Genomic DNA, 2,378 nt, shown 5'->3' with positions numbered 1-2,378 from the left:
AGAGGTCACACCCGTTCCCATACCGAACACGGAAGTTAAGCTCTCTAGCGCCGATGGTAGTTGGGACCTTGTCCCTGTGAGAGTAGGACGTCGCCAAGCAAGAACCTAAGTCATTTTGACTTAGGTTTTTTTGTGTTTATTTTTATTATTTTTAATTTAAAGGTAAGAATTACCTTTTCAAGAATATAGTCCAGATGTAAAAAGAATGTTTGTGATCTTACATAACCTTTTGTGCTTTTAAAGGATTTTACATTAGAAAAAATCTATAATTAAGGTAGTTAACATATATTTTTGATGGGTGTGGGGAATTATGAAAGAAATATGCATGTTATTAGTGGCTGTTATATTATGGGGCACAGCCATTGCGCCAACAAAATGGGCGTTAGAATCTATTCAGCCGTTTACTTTGTTATTTATTCGTCTTTTCTTTGCAGGTGGAATTTGTATGATATTCTCATTTAAGGAACTACAAAAATCAGTTGTACATAAAAAAGTTCCATGGAAAAGAATGAGTTTGTTAGCTTTTACCGGTGTAGCTGGTTATTTTATGTTTACATCCTACGGCATTTCTTTAACCAGTGGATTACATGTGAGTATTATAGATGCTGCGTTACCATTGGTTACAATTCTTTTTTCAGCACTCTTTTTAAAAGAGGAAATTCGATTGAATTATTGGATAGGAATTATATTGGGTGCTATAGGAGTACTCTTTATTACGATTCCATCTAAAAGTGCTAATCAAGAAGTGTCCTTAATAGGAGATATACTAATATTATTAAGTACTTTTCTATTTGCTTTCTACACAGTTTTGCTAAAACGACCAAAACAAGAACAGTATTTATCAAACGAGGTTTTTACAACATTAACTTTAATTATTGGAGCTGTTATTCTCTTACCGTTTGCACTGGTAGAAATTTTTTATTACGGTCTCCCAAAGGTTGAAACTTGGAAAACGGTACTTAGTGTAATATACCTTGTTATTGGAGCAACAATTTTAGCGTATTGGTTTTGGAATAAAGCGCTAGAGAGAGTTTCAGCATCAGTAAGCGGATTATATTTAAATGCATTACCATTAATAAGTATTATTACTTCAATTATTCTATTAAATGAATCTCTGACATGGAGAGTAATAATGGGAGCGAGTTTAGTCTTAATTGGAGTAGGATGGGCGGATAAGCAAAAGTTATGTAATCTATTAAAAGGTAACAAGGTGGAGAATAGAGACTGTTAAACAGTATGATTTATATAATTGAAATGTTAAAAAGATACCTTATATATGAGGTATCTTTTTTATTTAGCAAAGATAATAGACTAAAGTTAGTATGGATATTCTTTGCTGTATTTATATGTGTCGAAATCATTTTGAAATATTGTTTGGACAAGTTGTATACATTCAGTATCATAAAAGCTTTCAAAAGTTGGATGACGTGGAAATAAAGGATCAGTAATATCGCCTTCGCTAAAATTCCCTTTATAAATCATGGCGGGAGTTTGATGATGCCATGATGTTGAGAACTCATTTATTGGTGCGGTTTTTAATTCGAAACGCTTTTCTAATTCTTTCATTTCGTGATCGAAGTTTTCTAAGTATATATAATTGGTCACATATTCTTCTTCACCAGCTATATATTGTTGTGTGAAATGTGGGTTAATATCACTTGCGTGAGCTCCTTTTATAAATAGATAGTATAAAAATTGTTTAAATGAGATCCCTTTGGTGGAATTTTCATCTTGATATAAAAACTTTCGGATGGGTTTCCATTCGGGATTTTCCATATAAGGAGGTCCAATTAAGGACACGAAAGAACTGACTGCTCTCCTATAAGGGTTACGAACAAGTTTAAAAGTTTCTTTTTGTTTTTCTCGTAACGCTACTCCTAGTCGTACACTATAGGCAGGTGTACTTTTGTATATATCATATTCATAATTATGAATGAAAGGACTATAGCTTAGAGCGGTTTGTAATAAATCAATCTGGTAAAAGAACCACTTAGCAAGAGAAGTACAGCCGCTTTTTTGACTCCAAAATAGAATGATTGGAAACTTCCTATGATAGTGTGGGCTTCTTGAATGGGAGCTTATGATGTGTAATAAAGAAGGATTGAACAAGTTCTACACTCCTTTCAGTTATCTTATTGATATGTATGAGAAATAAAAGGGGGGTATGAGAGTCTTTTTCATCTTTTTAAAAAAAATGAAAGATTAATATTGACTATTATTATATAGAGGTGTAATATAGGACAAGTCGCCGATGACAATAACGTCGCAAGCGACAAACGAAATAAAAAACTTAGTTGACATCAATTAACGAAAGTGTTAACATAAGGAAGTCGCAAATGAGCGACCAAGTAGTTCTTTGAAAACTGAACGAAACAAAC

At 32.9% G+C, this 2,378-nt stretch carries 2 protein-coding genes and 1 rRNA gene; 2 read left to right on the top strand and 1 reads right to left on the bottom strand.

The window, feature by feature from the left end; genetic code table 11:
- Both rrf and MR112_RS28545 read left to right on the top strand, forming a co-directional pair.
- Positions 1-99: ribosomal RNA gene (gene rrf / locus MR112_RS28550) — 5S ribosomal RNA — on the top strand; the annotation flags it as partial.
- Positions 100-310: 211 nt separating this feature from the next.
- Positions 311-1,231: a DMT family transporter gene (locus MR112_RS28545; RefSeq protein WP_000658271.1), complete on the top strand. Its 921-nt coding sequence runs from the start codon at positions 311-313 to the stop codon at positions 1,229-1,231.
- An 86-nt stretch (positions 1,232-1,317) separates the two neighbouring features.
- On the opposite strand, the gene MR112_RS28540 is transcribed toward MR112_RS28545, so the two are convergent.
- Positions 1,318-2,109: a sulfotransferase family 2 domain-containing protein gene (locus tag MR112_RS28540; RefSeq protein ID WP_000483018.1), complete on the bottom strand. Its 792-nt coding sequence runs from the start codon at positions 2,107-2,109 to the stop codon at positions 1,318-1,320.
- Between the last annotated feature and the right edge of the window lie 269 nt (positions 2,110-2,378).

The organism is Bacillus cereus group sp. BfR-BA-01330 (genome assembly GCF_022663885.1).
GTDB lineage: Bacteria > Bacillota > Bacilli > Bacillales > Bacillaceae_G > Bacillus_A > Bacillus_A cereus.
The sequence above is the reverse complement of the archived record's forward strand: the minus strand, read 5'-3'. Positions and strand labels throughout refer to the sequence as shown.

What these genes read in the sequence shown, in the direction of transcription:
- MR112_RS28545 (WP_000658271.1), top strand. Translation starts at nt 311, where the DNA reads ATGAAAGAAATATGCATGTTATTAGTGGCTGTTATATTATGGGGCACA.